Annotated in this window: 20 protein-coding genes and 3 pseudogenes; 8 read left to right on the top strand and 15 right to left on the bottom strand. The window is 34.6% G+C overall.

The window, feature by feature from the left end; genetic code table 11:
- Positions 1–24 precede the first annotated feature (24 nt).
- Positions 25–1,425, top strand: a complete 1,401-nt coding sequence (locus tag KPL75_RS24325) for a MocR-like pyridoxine biosynthesis transcription factor PdxR (protein ID WP_219918104.1) — start codon at positions 25–27, stop codon at positions 1,423–1,425.
- Positions 1,426–1,470: 45 nt separating this feature from the next.
- Here KPL75_RS24325 and KPL75_RS24320 read toward each other — a convergent pair whose 3' ends face one another.
- Together KPL75_RS24320 and KPL75_RS24315 are read right to left on the bottom strand one after the other, a co-directional pair.
- On the bottom strand, positions 1,471–2,328 hold the full coding sequence (locus KPL75_RS24320; RefSeq protein WP_002148483.1) for a YitT family protein: 858 nt from the start codon (positions 2,326–2,328) through the stop codon (positions 1,471–1,473).
- Positions 2,329–2,656: 328 nt separating this feature from the next.
- On the bottom strand, positions 2,657–3,865 hold the full coding sequence (locus KPL75_RS24315) for a macrolide family glycosyltransferase (protein WP_219918103.1): 1,209 nt from the start codon (positions 3,863–3,865) through the stop codon (positions 2,657–2,659).
- Positions 3,866–4,272: 407 nt separating this feature from the next.
- Between KPL75_RS24315 and KPL75_RS24310 the strand changes: the two genes are divergently transcribed.
- The 3 genes and pseudogenes from KPL75_RS24310 to KPL75_RS27880 all read left to right on the top strand — a co-directional run.
- Entirely contained in the window at positions 4,273–5,151 is an 879-nt protein-coding gene (locus KPL75_RS24310; protein ID WP_219918102.1) for a phosphotransferase, read from the top strand.
- A 23-nt stretch (positions 5,152–5,174) separates the two neighbouring features.
- On the top strand, positions 5,175–6,041 hold the full coding sequence (locus KPL75_RS24305) for a GNAT family N-acetyltransferase (RefSeq protein WP_219918101.1): 867 nt from the start codon (positions 5,175–5,177) through the stop codon (positions 6,039–6,041).
- A pseudogene (locus KPL75_RS27880) lies at positions 6,034–6,168 on the top strand (class I SAM-dependent methyltransferase); the annotation flags it as partial. The gene KPL75_RS24305 and the pseudogene KPL75_RS27880, both read left to right, overlap by 8 nt.
- 20 nt (positions 6,169–6,188) lie before the next feature.
- Here KPL75_RS27880 and alr read toward each other — a convergent pair.
- The gene (gene alr, locus KPL75_RS24300; RefSeq protein ID WP_219918100.1) at positions 6,189–7,364 is read right to left on the bottom strand and encodes an alanine racemase; all 1,176 of its coding nucleotides are present in this window, start codon (positions 7,362–7,364) and stop codon (positions 6,189–6,191) included.
- Positions 7,365–7,535: 171 nt separating this feature from the next.
- On the opposite strand from alr, the gene KPL75_RS24295 reads away from it, so the two are divergent.
- On the top strand, positions 7,536–7,997 hold the full coding sequence (locus KPL75_RS24295) for a DinB family protein (RefSeq protein ID WP_219918099.1): 462 nt from the start codon (positions 7,536–7,538) through the stop codon (positions 7,995–7,997).
- A gap of 7 nt (positions 7,998–8,004) precedes the next feature.
- Here the strand turns inward: KPL75_RS24295 and KPL75_RS24290 are convergent, their stop codons facing one another.
- The 5 genes and pseudogenes from KPL75_RS24290 to KPL75_RS24270 all read right to left on the bottom strand — a co-directional run bounded on the left by KPL75_RS24290 (position 8,005) and on the right by KPL75_RS24270 (position 11,132).
- Entirely contained in the window at positions 8,005–8,781 is a 777-nt protein-coding gene (locus tag KPL75_RS24290; protein ID WP_219918098.1) for a Cof-type HAD-IIB family hydrolase, read from the bottom strand.
- A 6-nt stretch (positions 8,782–8,787) separates the two neighbouring features.
- Positions 8,788–9,378, bottom strand: a complete 591-nt coding sequence (locus KPL75_RS24285; protein ID WP_219918097.1) for a histidine phosphatase family protein — start codon at positions 9,376–9,378, stop codon at positions 8,788–8,790.
- A gap of 90 nt (positions 9,379–9,468) precedes the next feature.
- A pseudogene (locus tag KPL75_RS24280) lies at positions 9,469–9,685 on the bottom strand (stage II sporulation protein P); the annotation flags it as partial.
- Positions 9,686–9,735: 50 nt separating this feature from the next.
- Positions 9,736–10,701 (bottom strand): SPFH domain-containing protein, encoded by a 966-nt coding sequence (locus KPL75_RS24275; protein ID WP_219918096.1) that lies wholly within the window; start codon positions 10,699–10,701, stop codon positions 9,736–9,738.
- A gap of 2 nt (positions 10,702–10,703) precedes the next feature.
- Positions 10,704–11,132 carry an NfeD family protein gene (locus KPL75_RS24270; protein WP_002012470.1) on the bottom strand — a complete coding sequence of 143 codons (429 nt, stop codon included), beginning with the start codon at positions 11,130–11,132 and terminating at the stop codon, positions 10,704–10,706.
- A gap of 276 nt (positions 11,133–11,408) precedes the next feature.
- Between KPL75_RS24270 and KPL75_RS24265 the strand changes: the two genes are divergently transcribed.
- A complete protein-coding gene (locus tag KPL75_RS24265) occupies positions 11,409–12,626 on the top strand; it encodes an MFS transporter (protein WP_219918095.1) in 1,218 nt (405 codons plus the stop codon).
- A gap of 49 nt (positions 12,627–12,675) precedes the next feature.
- Here the strand turns inward: KPL75_RS24265 and KPL75_RS24260 are convergent, their stop codons facing one another.
- The 5 genes from KPL75_RS24260 to spoIIP all read right to left on the bottom strand — a co-directional run bounded on the left by KPL75_RS24260 (position 12,676) and on the right by spoIIP (position 17,409).
- Positions 12,676–14,151, bottom strand: a complete 1,476-nt coding sequence (locus KPL75_RS24260; RefSeq protein ID WP_219918094.1) for an amidase family protein — start codon at positions 14,149–14,151, stop codon at positions 12,676–12,678.
- Positions 14,152–14,326: 175 nt separating this feature from the next.
- Positions 14,327–14,773, bottom strand: coding sequence for an NUDIX hydrolase (locus tag KPL75_RS24255; protein ID WP_219918093.1), 447 nt, complete (start codon positions 14,771–14,773; stop codon positions 14,327–14,329).
- Between the two features lie 23 nt (positions 14,774–14,796).
- Positions 14,797–15,537 (bottom strand): M15 family metallopeptidase, encoded by a 741-nt coding sequence (locus KPL75_RS24250; RefSeq protein ID WP_219918092.1) that lies wholly within the window; start codon positions 15,535–15,537, stop codon positions 14,797–14,799.
- Positions 15,538–15,548: 11 nt separating this feature from the next.
- The gene (locus tag KPL75_RS24245; protein ID WP_219918091.1) at positions 15,549–16,046 is read right to left on the bottom strand and encodes a GNAT family N-acetyltransferase; all 498 of its coding nucleotides are present in this window, start codon (positions 16,044–16,046) and stop codon (positions 15,549–15,551) included.
- Positions 16,047–16,254: 208 nt separating this feature from the next.
- Positions 16,255–17,409 carry a stage II sporulation protein SpoIIP gene (gene spoIIP, locus KPL75_RS24240; RefSeq protein WP_219918090.1) on the bottom strand — a complete coding sequence of 385 codons (1,155 nt, stop codon included), beginning with the start codon at positions 17,407–17,409 and terminating at the stop codon, positions 16,255–16,257.
- An 89-nt stretch (positions 17,410–17,498) separates the two neighbouring features.
- Between spoIIP and KPL75_RS24235 the strand changes: the two genes are divergently transcribed.
- Positions 17,499–17,804: a hypothetical protein gene (locus KPL75_RS24235; protein ID WP_215574843.1), complete on the top strand. Its 306-nt coding sequence runs from the start codon at positions 17,499–17,501 to the stop codon at positions 17,802–17,804.
- Between the two features lie 4 nt (positions 17,805–17,808).
- Entirely contained in the window at positions 17,809–18,114 is a 306-nt protein-coding gene (locus KPL75_RS27550; protein ID WP_258236990.1) for a permease, read from the top strand.
- Here KPL75_RS27550 and KPL75_RS24230 read toward each other — a convergent pair.
- Together KPL75_RS24230 and csaA are read right to left on the bottom strand one after the other, a co-directional pair.
- Positions 18,087–18,654 (bottom strand): annotated as a pseudogene (locus KPL75_RS24230) (DUF1572 domain-containing protein). The gene KPL75_RS27550 and the pseudogene KPL75_RS24230 overlap by 28 nt on opposite strands.
- The gene (csaA, locus tag KPL75_RS24225) at positions 18,635–18,964 is read right to left on the bottom strand and encodes a chaperone CsaA (RefSeq protein WP_215574842.1); all 330 of its coding nucleotides are present in this window, start codon (positions 18,962–18,964) and stop codon (positions 18,635–18,637) included. Before csaA ends, KPL75_RS24230 begins: the two are co-directional and overlap by 20 nt.
- Positions 18,965–19,017 lie beyond the last annotated feature (53 nt).

Genomic DNA, 19,017 nt, shown 5'->3' with positions numbered 1-19,017 from the left:
AGTATTTAAAGGAGAATGTGTAAAATGAATTTCACTATTCCATTGCATCCAGAAAGTAAAACACCAATTTACTTACAAATTTACAAATATATAAAGCAAGAAATCTCACAGGGAACAATCTCTGTTGGCACACGTCTTCCTTCTCATCGAAATTTGGCATCACAACTGAATATTAGCCGTATTACTGTCGAATCCGCTTATCAACAATTAATTGCTGAAGGATATGTGGAAAGCAAACCAAAACGAGGTATTTTTGTTGCAGAGGTTGATATTGATATCATGCCAAAAAGTGAAAGCGTTGCGTCACACAAAACTAAAAACACGATAGAAGAACTATATGACTATGATTGTAGCCAAGGACTTATTGATCAAAAAGCTTTTCCAATTACAAATTGGAAAAGAGCATTACACGAAACCTTATTCCAATACGAAGATAAATTATTTTCTAAAGAAGATCCTCAAGGCGAGTTTGTTCTACGAGAGCATATTTCAAAATATTTATATCATGCCCGCGGGGTACATTCTTCACCTGATCAAATTATTATTGGAGCCGGTACGCAACCTCTTCTTTGGTTGCTACTTCAACTGCTTGGTTCAAAAAAAGAATACGGAATCGAAAACCCTGGATTTCACCGTATAACTGCCATGATTCAAAGTTCTGGTCTTCCTGTTCACCCTATTTCATTAGACGAAAAAGGGATTCGTATTTCAGCTTTACGTGAATCACGTTCCAATGTAGCATACGTCACTCCATCACACCAATTTCCTCTTGGAATGATTATGCCATTATCTAGAAGGCTCGAATTATTAAGGTGGGCCAATGATTGCGAAGGATATATTATTGAAGATGATTACGACGGGGAATTTCGTTATGTAGGAAAACCTATTCCCTCTTTACAAGGACTAGATTCAAATGAACGTGTTATTTATATGGGAACTTTCTCGAAATCCTTTTTACCTTCTTTACGAATGGGATATATCGTTTTACCAACTCATCTATTAAAAATCTATAAAGAGCTTGAAGGTAAGTTTAAACAAACTGTTTCCACAATACAGCAACTCGCTTTTGCAACCTTTATTCACAATGGTGATTGGGATCGCCATTTAAACCGTAGTCGTACGTTATATAAAAGAAAGCACACATTACTAGTTAAATCTATCAAAAATGAAATCGGATCTCGTGTTCAAATACTTGGTGAACAGTCTGGACTGCATATCGTACTTCATGTTCATAATGGGATGAACGAACAAGAACTTATTCATGCTGCTGCAAAACAACGAATCAAATTATACCCACTCTCTACATATGATTCTGTACATAATTTAAGAGAAGCTTCATATGTACTAATCGGTTTCGGTAGCATTCCTGAAGATAGTATCGAAATTGTAGTCAAATTACTGAAAGAAACCTGGTTCCCTAATTAAAAATAACTCCACATAAGTTATACTTATGTGGAGTTATTTTACACACTATTTTTCTGATACTTGCCCTGATCTCGCTGTCCTTCCTGGACGCTTTACACCAGTTGTTTCTGTTGAATAAGAAGCTTCAATTATAGCACTTGGATCTACAGAGAGAACGAGATCTTTCATTTTCGGATAAATAAAACGGTTTGTAATACAATAAATAATTCTCTGGTGCTCTCCTAAAAAACCACCTTCTCCATGTAGATACGTAACAGACAGTTGTAATTCTTTCATAAGCAGTTCGCCAATTTCTTTATTTTTATTCGAAATAATCATGACGCTCTTTCCTTGATTAATACCATCTAATATGAAATCTATCATTTTCGTAACAATATAGAAAATTGCTAATGAGAACATCGCTTGCTCAATTGAAAATAAAATAGCAACAAATACAAAAATAACTGCATTTACAGCAAGTAAAAATGTACTAATTGGCACTTTAAAATGCTTGTTCATCCAAACAGCTAACATTTCTGATCCATCGATTGCTCCGCCCATTTTTACAACGATTCCAACACCAACTCCAAATAGAACTCCTCCGTAAAGTACAATTAATAATTCCGAAGTCGTAATTGCTGGAAATGGTTTTAAATAAATCAATCCGAGTGTTGTAACAACATTTGCATAAGAAGTACGGATGAAGAACTTCTTTCCCATTACTTTTGCAGTAAATAATAAAATAGGAATATTAAGTCCTAAAAACACTCCGTAAAGCGGTAATCCTGCAACTTTATTTGCCATAATAGCAATCGCAGTTACCCCTCCGTCCACTAGTCCATTAGGTGCTAAAATAAGCTCTAGTGAACCAGCTACAATAATAGATCCAATTGTTAATAATACGTATTCGAATACTTTTTTCATTCATTACCCCCAAAACATATATATTTTCTTAGTATTATTTTAACGTAATTTTTCTGTAAATACAAAGAAATCGGCCTATATACACAAAAGTTTCACCTCTACGGTGATGTTTATGTAATTTATTTAAATCCTAACAGAAGAAACACACTTACATATTACAGTAAGTGTGTTTCAAACGTTTATCCCGCTATTAGCAGGCAATAAGATTCCCACTTCAAAACTCGGCTGGAACAAAGAAGTTAAGTGGGAATCAGGCTGCCCATAAACGCCCGATTCGTGCAAGCTAATAATCAGTATGAACAAAAATCATACTGATTAAAGTTTCACTTTATTTAAGCTTTAAGTATGAATTCATTTTCATTTTAAATATTTCATCAACTGCCCTCTCATACCCACCGGCATTTCGAAGCGACTCTCCAACTTTACGACTATTTTCCTTAAACGTTACATCATCCATTACTTTCTTTACAGTCTCACGTAACAATTCAGAAGTTAATTCTTTACGATTAATCCTTATTCCAGCCCCTACTTCAGTCACTCTTTTCGCAACTAAAGGCTGATCTCCTGTTACCGGAATTACAACTAACGGGACACCGTAATATAACGCTTCACTCGAACTATTCATACCCCCATGCGTCACGAATACGTCAGCATGCTGTAATACTTCTAATTGCGGCACATAATTATACAACTTAAAGTTATTCGGAATGTTTTCAAATTGACTTATATTTATCTTCTTACCAACAACTAATACGACTGTCGCTTCTACATCTTTAAACGCTTCAAAACATTTTTCATACAGGGCAGGTTGTTCATTAAAAACTGTTCCCATAGAAATGAAAATCACTTTTTCATCTTTTAAATCTTCAATAGGAAAACTGCCCACTTCTTTTCGAGTAGCAATTGATGGACCAACAAATTTATAAGATTCATCAAATACATCCGAATGTGGCTGATATTCTTTGGAAGTGTATACAATCGTAATATCGCCAGGATGATTCATAATATCATACAGACTATTACACTTCATTCCATACTGCTCTTTCCATTTTTCCATTCCCACTACACAAGATTGGTATAGTGGATCAGTTTCATCTATTTGTCTCGATTCTTGCTCATCATTAAAAGTAATGTACTGATTAAAAGCGAAAGTCGTACAAGAAGAAACGCTTGGTAATTGTAAGATATTCGCTATAATACGTCCTACTGGAAAATGATTATCATATATCAAAAAATCGTACTTTTCTTCTTTTGTTTCTTCTACAATTTGAGTAACAATACGTTCTGATGCTTTTATCATATGAGATAACATCGTTAAAGGACTACCACCTTCATTTACTCGTTCCATAATATTAATTTGAGAGAGAAAATTTTCAAATGCTCGAAATTCAGCACCTGTTGCTTCAACCTTTTTTCTGTAATCTTCAATACAATATGACACAACTGTTTCCCCACGTCGAATTAGCTCACTAACAACTGCTAGCGTCGGATTAATATGGCCTTCTCCAGGAAAATTTATTACGAGTACGTTCGCCATAACATTCTCTCCTTTCTATCTAACATAATATAATTAATAATGTTAATTATTAATTATATTATAAAGGAATCTATTCTACTTCTTCATATCTTTCTCTTCATTTTATTATTGAGAAATATTTTCTATAGCCTGCACTATTACGAGTGCACAATCTTATAAATCAATGTTTAATTCTCCTTTACTCTTCATCTCTTGTATGATACGAACTTTACATTCGAACATTTTTACACGTTTTTCATTCGAAAGTATTTTTTGATAATTCATACAAAACTAGAAAAATATAATTTCCATGCTGATTTTTCACTATAAATTTATTTATGTTCTATATTATCCCCTATCATTATCCACGTGGTACATATTCTGTTATATAATAAATTTATAGAATTCACAGAAAAAGGGGCTCTTTTATGTTACAACAACTATTCACCTCACCCATTCTTTCTGTTCAGGCATTGCACCCAGGCTACGAAGATCATGCAAGTGACGTTTTTCTTGTTCAAACAGAAGATTCAGAAGTGATCGTTCGTTCTTCTAAAATGAAGGAAGAGCCAAATAATGATTTTTGGTGGGGATGCAAAAATCTATTTGGAATTGACCCCAGAAACGTACATCAATTAGAAACGATACACACTTTATTGAAAAAATGTACCACCTTACCCATTCCGACTATTTTACAAAAACATGTTTTAGATGGAAGAGAGTATGTTATCGCCGAAAAACTAACCGGAAGTACACTGCAATCATTTATCGGACAACCTGATTCTATGTTATTCAGCCTTGGAAAAGGACTAGCAGAGATTCATTCATTTAAAGCTAATTTCACAGGAAACCCTTCTAGTACTTTCCAAGTTCCACTTGAAGAATTTAAGTCTCATATTTTAAAAGTAAGCCAAAACCTTGTAAATATATTTTATTCCGATAACGAGTGCATCCATAACGCATTTCATACTTTTGAGTCACAGCTCTCTCCTTTGCCGGCACCGAAGGAATCTACACTCGTTTTAATTGATATGGACCCTACTCAATTTTTATCAGATGGTACATCTATAACTGGTTTAGTAGATACAGAAGCCTATGCAATTGCTCCACGAGAGTTCGATTTTATCGGATTAGAATATGTACTTACAGAAAAAGAGGCTCGTGCTTTTAAACAAGGTTATGAGACCATTATGCCCATTCCTCATCTTGAAGAATGTAGACAACCTTATCGATATTTATATCGCTTATTATCTGTTCAAGGTAGTGTGGAGTTAGAAAAGTGGTTACGTCACCCATCCTATTTTTAAAAACGATTGCGAGGGATTATGAAATGAATATTGAAAAAAAGAAATCTTTAACAGCAAACGAAATTCAGCAAATGAAAGATTTAGCCCATATTTGCGGCCAACACGATCAAATTGATTACTCGTCAGATTTACATGTAAATTTTTTAACTGCTCGTAATAAAGAAGTGGTAAATGATTTTCTATTTTATGATGCTACTCAATTAATCGGTACTTTAAGTATGTATGACTTTGAAAGACCGACAAAACTGGAGTTAATAGGGTTTGTTCATCCGAACTATAGGAAACAACATATAGGCACTACACTTTTACTAACCGCAATGAAAGAAATACAAAAAAGAGAAGCGGATGAAGCCCTTCTTATAATTAATGGTGACTCTATTTCAGGGAAATCATTTGCAAAACAAATGAACTTGCCTTATTTATATAGTGAGTACGGTATGGAGTTCAAAACAAACGAAGCACAAAAAACAATAAAAAATAATATTAATCTTACCGTTGCATCTTCTGAATTACTTCCTGATCTTATAGAAATCGCTAGTGAAGCTTTTGGAGATTCGGCAGCAAATACGTCCACATGGCTACAAAAGATGATGACTTCACCTTCTCATCAAGTTTACACTGCTCTTATTAATGAAAAAGCAATTGGAACAATTACCGTTACTGAGCAAGAGCAATCTACTACACTATCAGGATTCGCAGTTCATCCTTCTTATCAAGGTAAAGGGTATGGTAAAGATATTCTTAGTTATATGGTACATACACTTATTACAGAAGGAGTTTCAACAATTGAATTAGACGTCGAAACGAAAAATAACAATGCTTTAAAACTATATACACAATGTGGTTTTGAAATTATGACAAAGTATGATTATTATGGATTGTTGGAATAGGAGTGACTTTTCTATCGAGGAAGCATGTTATTTTAGAGACGAAATTATTACCTCTTTAAAATCTGTAGGATGTAACAATATACAACTACACGGTATAAATAGAACATTTTTCATTTGTCAAAAATAAAAAAACTGAATCATATCGATTCAGTTTTTTCTTAATATATTTACAACCGCAGTCGTTTCATCGTTTTCTTTATAAACACGTGGAATTCTTCTGTCTAACATACATGTAACTTCATAGTTAATTGTACCTAACATATCTGCTATTTCTTCCACCGCAATTTCTTCTTCACCTTGTTTGCCGTAGAATACAACTTCGTCTCCTACTTGTACTGGCATTGCATTTGTAACATCTAGCATAAGCTGATCCATACAAACCCGACCAACAACAGGTACTCGTACTCCGTTTATTAGCGCATGCCCTTTATTAGATAGCTGACGATTATACCCATCAGCATAACCAATCGGTACAGTTGCAATCCATTCTTCGCCCGTTGTTACATACGTATTTCCATAACTAACACCACGATTTTTCTTCGCATGTTTAACATGAGCTACTTTTGATTTTAATGACAACGCTGGTTTTAACGCTACAACAGTATGATCAACTTCTTTCGAAGGATACATTCCATAGATTCCAATACCGACACGAACCATATTTTGAAATGTGTTACTAAGTTCCATTGATCCTGCACTGTTTGAACTATGAATATATGGAAAATGAATTCCTAGTTCTTCCGCTGTATTTACAGCTTTCTCAAATAAACTTGTTTGCATATTTGTATAAGTTTTATCTATTTCATCAGCGGTAGAGTAATGTGTAAACATCCCTACTACTTCTACATATCGCATACGTGTTAACTCTTCAAAAAACGTTTTAACTTCTTCTTCCTGTAAACCAATACGGCTCATTCCTGTATCAATTTTCACATGAATTCGCACTTTCTTTTGAAGTTGGTTTGCAACTTCATCTATACCATGTAAATCTTCTACTCTATAAACAGTCATCATAACGTCATATTGAATTACATCTTCTACAGCTGTTACTGGTGTATATCCTAAAATCAAAATAGGTACAGTGATTCCAGCTTCTCTTAATTCAATTGCTTCGTCTATAAATGCAACTGCAAGTTGGTTTATTCCTGCTTCAATAGCCGATTTCGCAACTTCAACTGCCCCATGACCATACCCATTCGCTTTTACAGCCGCCATCATCGCAATATTTTCATCGTTTACATGTTTTTTAAATTCTTTTACATTATGTTTTACAGCATTTAAGTCAACTTCAACAATTGTATCTCTTCCATATTTCAAGCTCATTGGTCTAACTCCTAACTCAATAATTACATTCCATTCTATTTCACGTTTCATATGACCTTTTACAATATAATACTTTTCACTATGCTAGTCAAACTACTAGAATTTTCGGAATTTTGAGTATGATATAATACCCTTAAGAAATTATTATATACGGAGGCGAGAATAATTACAATGTTTGTTCCATCTGCATTGAATCAAGTTAAAATTGCTATTGATACATCCATTCAAATACTGAGCCAATATACTGAAAGTGATTTGAAAATAAAACCGATTGAATCAAAGCGGTCATTATTTGAAATGTATAAACATCTTTCCCTTATTTGCCATGCTGATTTACTCATATTAAATGGTATTACGGAAAAAGAATTACATACCTTTTATATAGAACAAACACCAGAAACAATTACTCAAATGCAACAAACGATGATACAAGGGTACGATTTACTTTCTAAAACTTTTTTATCCTATTCCAATGAAGAACTAGCGGAAATTATGACTGCTTATTGGGGTATTTCTTACTCTCGATTCGAATGGTTGCTTGAAATTGTTGCACATTTTTATCATCATCGCGGGCAAATTCATATTTTATTATGTGAGCACGTTAAAGATCCTAACATACCTTTATTTCAATAAAGGTATGCTAGACGACATGAAACTTCTCTAAGGCAAATAAAATACCACCTTCACTCGCCTTCTTTGTAACGAAATCTGCTCTTGTTTTTAACCCTTCTCCGCCATTCCCCATCGCAATCCCTAACCCTACATACTGTAACATCTCAACATCATTTCCACCGTCACCAAAAGCAATTGCTTCTGATTTACAAATTTTCAGATGTTCCAATACCTTTTGAATTGCAGTTAGCTTCGATACTTTATTATCTTCCAACACATTCATAACGTAACCATGAAAACGTTCAAACGTAAGTGCTGGATATCTTTCAAAGAATTTTTGAGCTTCTGTTTCATCAGCATACAGACATACACAATAAATCTCTTCTGACAAGTTTCTAACTTTGTCAGGATACCGCTCTAAATTTAAAGTTTCATTTAATGCTCGTATTACACGTTCGTCTTTTGAAGCAATACCATTCATTACAAATTCTTCTGTAAAATAAGAAACACTGTGACCATTTAATTCAGCAAAATTTGAAATATCATGAACAATTTCACTTGAAAGTACCGATTTATGTATAACTTCATCAGCACACTTTATATGTGCGCCATTTGCAGAAATAAACGTATTTATGCCCAGCTCTTTAAATTGTGAGCATAGACTATATGGTCTCCCTGTTGTAACAACGACATGAATTCCTTTATCTATTAACCTTTGTATCGCTTCTTTTGTGCTTTCATGCATACTTCTATCAATCTCACTTAAAAGAGTACCGTCAACATCGAAAAATACAACTTTGTACATATCCTCTTACATTCCATCTAAATGATTTGTATCATTTATAAAATGAACAGTTTTCTGTTTATCCGTAAGTTCAATCAAACTAACTCCTGTATCTCCCATTTTAAAATAATAGTCCATGCTAATTGGCATTTGGAAAAACGCTCGTAAAATACTATTTATTACACCACCGTGTGCAACAATTGCAATCCGATCATATGTATTTTCTGTCACGATTTTAGAAAAGATTCCTTCTATTCTCATTCTAAATTCAATAAATGATTCCCCGTTTTCAAACCGGTCATGAAGAAACTTTGGCTCTGGATATTTTTTCGCTTCTTCAAATGATAAACCTGCTTGCACTCCATTATTGAACTCCATTAATTCCTCTTCTAATTGAATTGGACACTGAATCGCTTCAGCTAATGTTTCAGCAGTTTCACGAGCACGTTTTAATGTGCTTGCCCAAATAAAATCTGGCGCAAAATCCTTTTTCACTTTCTGTACAAGTCTTTGTACTTGCTGCCTTCCTTTTTCTGTTAATTCAAAGTCAGCTCGACCTTCATGTACATTTAAAATATCAGCTTCTGATTCACCGTGGCGTATTAAAATTATTTGCATATTTCCCCTGCTCCCTCATTTAATATTCACAAAATTCCATTATACCATATTCTTACCTTTCCATAACAAAAAGGAACGGTTTCCCGTCCCTCACCCATTCACTTTCTCCGCATTGTTCCAATAATACTTCCGTTAACACATCAATCGTATTATATAGTTCATCTAACGTATTATCCACACCACCAACTTCAATTAACATTGCGTTTTTAGATAAGTCTTGATTATAAACACCGTCGCCGTCTTTTTTATATTTTAGGAATATCCCTCTACTTAATCCATAATAGTTTTCATCTAAATAACCATTGATTCGCATAAAAAAGAGAAATGGCATCCCATTTCTCTTCCCCACTCTTATAGTTATTTTTCTGTATCTGACGAAGGTAATTTCTTCGCTTGTTTCTCTTTAAAGATTTCCCCAATTGCACCAAGGGTACCAAGTGTTTCAATTGCATTAGACGGAATAAAGACTTTATTTGCTGGCCCTTTCGCAACCTCAATCAATGATTCAAATGATTTATAAGCAAGTACACGTTCATCTAAATCTGCTGCGCGAAGTAGTTCAATTCGATTTTGCTCTGCTTTTGCAATTTCATCAATCGCTCTAGCTTCCCCTTGCGCTTCTAATTCTTTTGCTTCTTTTATACCTTCAGCCTCACGGATGCGAGCTTCTTTATCCCCTTCAGCCATTAAAATCTTACTTTGTTTTTCCCCTTCAGCACGAAGGACTTTATCTTGTTTAGCTGCTTCTGCTTCCAAAATGATCGCACGTTTATTACGTTCTGCTTTCATTTGTTTTTCCATTGATACTTGCACATCTTTTGGTGGATTAATATCGACTATTTCGACACGCTCAATACGAACGCCCCATTTTTCTGTCGCTTCATCAAGTGCTAAACGAATTTCTGTTGAAATTTTTTCACGGCCTGATAATGTTTCATCAAGCTCCATTTTACCAATAATTTGACGCATTGTTGCAGATGTAATATTACGAACACCATATTCATAGTTTGAAATACCATATGTCGCAAGCTCTGGTTCAACAATTTGATAGAAAATAATTGTATCAATTTCTACTTGTACATTATCTTTCGTTATTACCTTTTGTGGTGGTACATTCGTTTGTTGAATACGTAAATCGTGATATACACGAACGCGGTCTACAATTGGGATTAGAATATTTAATCCTGGGTGCATAATCCGTTGAAATTTACCAAACCTTTCAACGACCCCAACTTTTTGCTGAGAAATAATTTTAATTGTCAATGCAATAAATACAACGACAATCAATGCGAAAATAATCGTTAACGTTAATGCTACTGCCATATTTATTCACTCTCCTTTTTCACTTGTAAAATAGTACTATGCCTCTGTATAACAACGACTTTTTCTCCAGCATCAATAGGAGTATCCGAAATAGCTGTCCAAGTATCTCCATCCACTTTCACAATACCGTTCACTTCACTTGTAATCGTTTGCATAACAATTCCCTTTTTACCAACAAGTTTATCTACTGTATCAGTAAAACCTTTTGCTTCTCGAAAGTTTTTGGAAATTCTTTTCGTAAAGAAAGTCAATGTTAAACTTACAATCGCCCCAACAACAACTTGTAAAAATAGTGCATCAGGAGCAAACAAAGCAATAAGACCTCCGACAACAGCTCCAATTCCAAGCCAAAGCATGTAAAACGTAATCGACAACATTTCTGCAATAAATAAAATACCCGCTATTATAAACCAAATCACCCATCCAGCCATATGCACCCCTCACTTTCTTTCTCATTTTCTATATGTATATGAAGAAAAGAATGGTTTATCCACCCTATCTCACACAGGGGGCGTTTGCTACAAGCTATTATATGTATTCGCTGTTACAACAAGCATTAATAAAATACTATATTAGTATATTCTTCATTATACATGAAAATCCCTTTCAAAAAATGACAAAATATTTAATTCTTTCAAAATTATATTTTTTAGATTATAATTATTCTAAATAAAAAACCATTATTTTTTTGGAAGGTGGTATTCTTATTGACGAAACGCTCACTGGCTTTCTATTTAGGCTCCAAAATGTGTATTACCCTTGCTGATATTGTATACATAATGATTATTACAACTCACATCTATATCACAACTAAATCAGCTACAATTACTGCTCTTTTTCCATTATTACAAGTGATCACAAATCTTATCGCGAACACTTCTGCACCACTTATAATGAATCGTTTTCCATCTTATTCATTGCTATATACTCTGCAATGGATTAAAACAGCTCTTTTCATATTGTTAATGATATTATTTCCTATTCTATCAACAAACATTTTTGCTCTTTTAACTTTTGTTATTTTCATTTCATTATGTAGTGGATGGAGCGCTCCTCTACTATACGCCGTTATCCCGCGCTTAACACCACAAGAAAAATTAGTAAAAGTAAATAGTGTCTTTTCCTTTTCAACACAAATTATACAAGCCGCCGCATACTCATTTACAAGCATAATTGTTCTTCTCATTGGCGTTACTTCGACACTCATGATTAATAACATATTGATGATTTTCGGATGTATTACATTACACCTTTCATTACAATCTATACAAGCTGAACGAGTAGCAGAACCCACTTCTTCGAAAACTACTGCATTATTAGAAGGGTGGAAACTGTTATTTCAACACCCGTCTCTGCGCATCGTTACACTTATGGACTTAATTGAAACTTTCGCAGGAACGATATGGATCGGTGCTATTACGATGGCATATGTAACTACTGCTTTACATAAAGGCGAAGAATGGTGGGGATATATTAATACAAGTTATTATGTCGGAACATTAATTGGCGGAATACTGGCATGGAGAATGAGTACATATATTCAAAATAATTTAATACGCTCTATGGCGATAGGATCTCTTATGTTTAGTATTCTTACATTTTTATACGGTGTTACGAGCAGCGGAATTATTGCCTTATTCCTTTGTGTTCTAATGGGGCCTTGTTATCAAATTAGAGATATTTCTCAAACGACGGTTTTACAATCAAGCGTCGCTCCTTCTTTATTATCGAAAATTTATACAGCTCACGGCGCCCTTCTCTCAACAGCTTCTGGTCTCTCTATGCTAAGTGTTGGAATTATTACTGACATTTTCGGTGTTCGTACTATTTATATCATCGCTTCTTTTCTTATTTTATGTTCTGCTTGTTTGTCTTTTAGCTTATTAAAATATCAGAAGACAGAGAAGAAAGATATTTCCTTTTAATCTATAAAGCCAAAAGGACAGGGTTCACCTGTCCTTTTGTATTCTCTATTCATGATAAGTTTGGTATCTTTCTATGTTTTGTCGCTTGTTCAAAAGCGTATGCTAGTTTAATTAATGTCCCCTCACTAAAAGCAGTACTTGCAAGAGTAATCCCAAAAGGTCTCTCACTTTTCATATATCCGGCTGGTATTGCTATAGATGGGTAACCAGCTTTTGCACAAATTGTAGAGGCTATATAGGAAGGGAACAGTATCGCATCAAGATTGTATTTTTTTAATGCAAAATCAATACCTTGTTCTTGCGAAAAGTATATATCTTCTAATCTTGCCTTTAAATATTCAGGATTTCTTAACGTATTAGGAAAATCTTTTTTTCTTTCTAACTTAGTTTGTCCATATTTCAAAGCTCTTTCTGCTATGTTTTTATTAAACTCCATTAACTCCGAAATAGAATGTACTGGAATAGTAGAAGGTAGTTTAGAAAAATAGTTATCCAGGCTATGCTTCAGCTCATAAAGTGGAACTCCCCAACTCCATTCTCTGTGAAAAGAAGGAATATCAATATCTTCTACTACTGTCGCTCCCTCACTACGTAATACTTGGATCGTTTCCTTAAACAATTTTTCATCGTACTCACCAGATTCGTAATATTCTTTTGGTGCATTGCTAAACACACCAATCTTCGCCCCCTTTAAACCGTTAGCATCGAGGTAAGGTGTATAATCTTGATATGCCATTCCTTCACTTTTATGAGTAGCTACATCCTTCTCATCCACCCCAGTTAGACTCCCTAGTAAAATAGCAGCATCTGTTACTGTTCTAGCAAATGGTCCAGCTGTATCTTGTGAATAAGTGAAAGGAATAATTCCACTACGACTAATTAACCCAACAGTCGGCTTAATACCTACAACCGAGTTTTGAACAGCTGGGCTCAAAATAGAAGCATCTGTCTCTGTTCCAACGGATAATACAGTAAAGTTAGCGGCAACTGCTATAGCAGAACCTGTACTTGATCCTCCAACAAACATATCATCCTTGCCTGTTCCATATGGATTGATTGTTTGACCACCTCTCGCACTATATCCGGCCCACATTTCAAAAGACATTGCATTTGCTAGTTCTGTCATATTTGTTTTACCTATTATAATTGCTCCTGCTTCTCGCAGTTTTTTTACGAGAAATGCATCTTCACTACTTATATTTTGTTCTAAGGCAATTGTCCCTGCACTTGTATGCATAGAATCATTCGTTTCAATATTGTCCTTCAGTAAAACTGGTATACCATGTAATGGACCTCTCACACCTTTTGTCTTTCTTTCATGATCTAACGCTTCTGCAATAAAGATAGCATCTGGATTTATTTCTAAAATAGAATTGATTTTCGGACCATCTTGGTCATACTTTGCGACCCTATAAAGATAATACATGACTAATTCTTTCGACGTTAATTTTCCTTCTTCCATTGCAGTTTGTATATCATGAATTGTTAATTCTTTTTGCAATAATGTATTGAACTGAATTTCCATTTTCATTCTCCTTTTATATATGACAAATATCTATTACTTTTTCATTTTCTCCGCTCCTCGCATAAACAACTACAATCCCTTTAAAGGACTTCAACTTACCAGTTTAAAAACCTTTAATTTCCAGAGAAATAAAAAGAGTCTGAAACGAATTCAATATCGCCTCAGACTCTTTTTATTATTTTACATATACCTCTTCGAGCAAATGTAAAAACTCTCCCTGTTTACCTGCTAATTCAAGACATTTGTTAATATCAATCCACTCATAACAAAATACTAAACCTTTGTCTTCCTCACCAGCACTTACTACATGTTCCCACGTATCTTTCACATCTGTTAATAATGAAATGTGGAAAAAATGACGTTTTTGATATTCCTTTTTTTCTTTCATATAAATAATGTAATCAGAAAGGAAGCGTTCGATACAAAAATGGCGTAGCCCTGACTCTTCTTGCACTTCACGTAAAATTGCTGCCTCTAACGTTTCCCCTTCATCTACTGTCCCACCTGGCACTTGGATACCAGCCTCTCGTATATCACGATGTTTAAAAACGAGTAGTTGCATAACCCCTTCTTTTTCTCTCGTAATATATGCATGTACCTTTTTCTTATATAACATCGTCATCTTAGCCCTCTCCCCTCAATTCATTACTGCGTTACTTCTTCAAGCGTCAGTTGGTTTTCATATAAATATGTAGCTTGCGGATTCCCAACATACCGTACATGCCACGGTTCATAACGATAGCCGGTAATCCCTTCTTTCTCTTTCGTATATCGAATAACAAAACCAAACTTATGGGCATTTTGAGAAAGCCACTTTCCTTCTTTCGTCTCCCCAAAAACAGTTTCTAACTGAAATTTAGCAGATTGAGATGTAATATCCATAGCTAGTCCTGTTTGATGTTCACTCGTACCAGGGACTGCACTAGACATCGCTGTCTTTGCTTCTCCATCTTGTTTTTTATACATTGTATTTAATGCTTTTTGTCGATCAAAAGATCTAAATCCAGAGACTGCAAAAAGGAAAATCCGCTCATTATCGGCTTGCTGAATCATTTCCTCAAGTGCCACCGCTGCCTCTTTCCTCATCTTTTTCTTCTCCTGATCACCTTCACTAGAGTAACGTACTTTCGGAACAACTAAATCTGGCGGTCTATACCCATCTGGTAAACGCCTATTTTTATTCACGAGTACAAGCATCGAATTTGGATTACTAATGACTGCGATATCCCCATCCATATTAGCAATCGTTTCTTTAGCTTTCGGAAATATATTGTTTACATTTACTTCTCGCGCCTCTTGCTCCTTGTACATCTTATAATTTATTCCTGCTACTCCAATGATCAGTATCATTGCTACGGTACCAAGTAGTGCCCATCTTTTTTTCATATAACGACCTCTTATTTTAATAATTTGGCCATTTCATACTCATCGATACCTTTTCCATCGATGATAAGAGCAGATTTTTTGACACCTTCTTGTGCAAATCCAATTTTACTATATAGTGCCTGAGCTCTTGTATTGTGGGCCATTACCGTTAATTCTAAACGCCATACATCATGCAATCTTGCCCACTTCTCTACTTCTTTAAACAAACTCGTTCCAATACCTCGGCCACTATACTCTTGCAAAATACCAATTACAATGCCTGCCACATGTCTCTTTCTTTGAATATTATTTCCATTAACTAAAATAAACCCTACTATTCTCTCTTCTTCAACTGCTACAAATATTGTCGCATATTCATTTTCTATAAAACGATGTACCATCTTTTCTTGTTGCTCTACTGTAGTTTTTCTTTCTCCTGGTTCGTATAACATAAATTTCGTTTCTTCGTCTAATTGCTTACTTAATTGTAAAAATAGTGCTGCATCTTCTGCTCTAATCTCCCGAATCACCTTGATCACCCTATCCATTTTGTTAGTTAAAAATTTTCCTTGTAAAAAGATTTTCTCCACTATTCCGAAAATTCCTTTCTAAATTCCTTACTATAAATAGACAAATTTCGATATTGCTATAATGATAGGAAATTATGTCTATAATGTGACATGTCTTATTGACCATAACTTATGCTCAAAAAAATAAACGTAAGCTTCTCACTTACGTTTATCCATTCACTTTTTCAGCTTGCCAAAAATATTCTCCAAATGCTTTAGCAAGAGCATCAATTGATCGATTCAATTCTTCATCTGTATTATCTACGCCACCAACTTCAATTAAAATCGCCTGTCCTGATAAGTCTTGATTATAAACACCATTCCCTGTTTGGAAGCCTTTTTGAATAACACCTCGGCTTACTCCCGGATATTTTTTACTAATTGTCTCATGTAAAGCCGTTGCTAATTGTAAGTTTTTTTCATAGTTTTTGTTACCTTTCCCAATTACAAAAGCAAGCTTCGCATATGATTTATCCCCAATTGTCTTTGTCGTGACGTTTTTGCGTGCGCTATCACGGTGCAAATCAAAAAAGTATTGGAGTTCTTTATTTCCAGCCATCGCTTCTTGTACAATTTCTCGGGACATTTTATAAGAACTATTACTGTTTAATCCTTTACTTATTAACTTTTGGCCGACATCAGTCTTATCGTTAGTAGCACCTATACCTTCACTTTCCAGTTGTTCCCGAAAACGATCTCCAGCTATTGAAATATTCGTTACAGAACTCGTTGCTTTATTCGGATCTGGGTCATTCGTTAAGTTCAGTAATGGCAAATAAGATTCCCAGCTATGTGTATGATAAATAAATGCAACTTGTCTTTTTCCCGTCGTTTGAGCTGGCTGCTTCTTCTCTTTATTCGGATCAGACTTAGGAACTTGTCCAGTTTCTCCAGTCCGTTCCTTCACTACTTCTTCAAGAGGAACGCTCGACTCTATCGGTAAATTGGAGTAATTTGTCCCTTCACCTGCTATAACGATTTCTGTATCATATTTCCCAAATCCCGGAAGTTCTTTCCCGACAAAACTACGTACATCATCAAAACGAATATTCGTAGCCATCGAAAAAAGGAATGAAGAAATAGAAAAGTCTTGATTCAAATTCCGGTACTCCTGTGTAAAATAATGATTCTCTTTCCCAATAACGTACATGTAACCATTCATTGATAACTCATTTAACCAATTATATAAATACGTTGACTTCGTCTCTTTCATAGAAGTAACCATCATACTAATAAGAAAAAAAGTCGCCAATACCGTAGTAATAACAAATAAAATTAACTTGCGTACACTTGTTAATTTCACATAAAAAAAGCCTCGATTCATACTATCACCCTCTCTATTTCAAGTTATGTACAAGCTCTAGAGAATAGACCGCTTAAATTTCGGCTATATTGTTAATGAGGTGAAATGAATTGAAGCTACTAATGGGAGCATTACCAATCGCTCTATCAATTACTTTTTATTTACTTGGTTTACATCCTAAAATTCGTACTGTGCTACATATTTTCGCATACTTAGCACTATATGTACTCGGGACAATTATTTCTATGAATATATATGATGTTTTAATACAAAATTTAGTTTTCATGACAAGCATTCATGGAATTTTACTAAATCCACTTTTTCTACTTGCAGGAGCATATATAGGTATATACACTTTGTACTTAATTTTGTCTCACATTATTATGAAACTAATGAATATAAAAAATGGAGCGTAACGAAATGCAGCCACCATTCATTTGCCATAAATGTAAAAAAAGAATAGCGAGAAAGAAAGATCTTATTACCTCTACATGGCATTTTCGCTTTTATTTATTTCACAACACTTGTTTCAAAAATCAGCAATTATTTGTCTCACGTTTTATTCCTATAAATACACTTTTGGGTTTTCTTCTTAATATATACGGGCTTATTGCTGGTAGCATTCTAATGTTCACGGAGCCATCTATCGTTTGGCTTATTTTTTTGCTTCCTATTTTATATCGTTTTTTTTCCTATTATTACGTTGAACGTTTTTTCTCTAAATAACTAGTAGACTGACCTCTAGGAATGCTTAAACACTCCCATTCATTTTCTTTTAACATTTTACCAATGTAGATAATTTGACCAATATGTAAAGCATAATGAGAAATTTGCCTTTCGATCGCTTGCATTACAGTGTGTGCTTCTCCGCGAATGTATACTGTCTTCAATAGGTGTTCTGGCGTTATAGTATTTCATCGTTTTAAAAACATGTTCCCACCCTTCTTGCCACGCAGCGAAAGCTTCTTGTTTTGAATTGTAGCCGCCTTCAAATTCACCATCTCGATTACGATCTGTTTTTTCACCATCGGACGTTAAAAAATCCGTCCATCTTGAACGCATATTACCATGCAAATGCTTAATAATAATCGCAATACTATTTGTCTCCTCATGAGAAGACCACATTAACTGTTCATAAGATAATTGAGAAAGTACTCGTTCTCCTTGGTTTTGTGTTGTTTTGAAATTCGAAATTGCACATTGTAAATATTCTCGTCCGATATCCAAATTAACACCTACCTTCACACTAACTAATTTTCGTTCCATTCGGTAGATCCATATTAGGCTGAAGTAAAACAACATCGTCAGCTTCAGGAACTCCGCCAAGCACAAGTACTTCCGATTTAAATCCTGCCACACGCTTTGGCGGGAAATTTACTATAGCAACGACTTGTTGACCGATCAAATCTTCTGGATTGTATCTTTTCGTAATTTGAGCACTTGATTGCTTAACCCCTAACTCTCCAAAATCGATTTCTAACTTAATTGCAGGAATTCTTGCTTCTTTAAATTCCTCCGCCTTTCTTACTGTCCCAATACGCAAATCCAAAGTTAAAAAATCTTCAAAATTAGCCATTTTATCAATCCTCCCAATTATTACTTAGACAAAGCATAAAAATCTCCTTCAAA

This window comes from Bacillus sp. NP247, from assembly GCF_018966865.1.
In the GTDB taxonomy this organism is placed as follows: domain Bacteria; phylum Bacillota; class Bacilli; order Bacillales; family Bacillaceae_G; genus Bacillus_A.
This window is presented reverse-complemented; position numbering and strand designations above follow the sequence as displayed.